Source organism: Parashewanella sp. 2210YD4-3 (assembly GCF_056591735.1).
Genome location: NZ_JBWQOG010000039.1, coordinates 1 through 440, shown reverse-complemented (window position 1 = coordinate 440; position 440 = coordinate 1). Strand labels below are relative to the sequence as shown.

The 440-nt window shown below is 47.0% G+C and carries 1 protein-coding gene; it reads left to right on the top strand.

Translation table 11 applies throughout. The annotated features are described in order from the left end of the window. The coding region (locus AC1EU0_RS19195) for an Ig-like domain-containing protein (protein ID WP_480304381.1) at positions 1-440 on the top strand (440 nt) is incomplete at both ends.

Genomic DNA, 440 nt, shown 5'->3' with positions numbered 1-440 from the left:
ACGAAGACACAGGTTCAGCATCAGACGATAACATCACCAACAAGGGAGCATACACCTTAGTCGAAGCCTCAGTAGAAGCAGGCGCGACGGTGGAGTATCGCCTTAATAATGGTGAATGGACCACAGAAAAGCCAACGGCTGTTGAAGGCGCTAATACCATTGAAGTGCGTCAAACTGACAGTGCGGGCAACGTTTCGGCTTCAAGCTCTCTAACCTTCACCTTAGATACTGATGCCGATGTTGATGACAACTTAACCGTAAGTCCTGTTGACAGTCTTATCAACGGCAATGAAGTCAATGCAGTCGAGGTTAATCTTGACGGGATAGACAGTGACGTTGAAACAGTGAAAGTGACCTTCACAGACCGTAATGGACAAACGCGAGAGGTTAATGCGACTAAGAGTGGTAACAATTGGACGTTAGAGCCGCAAGACTTAAGT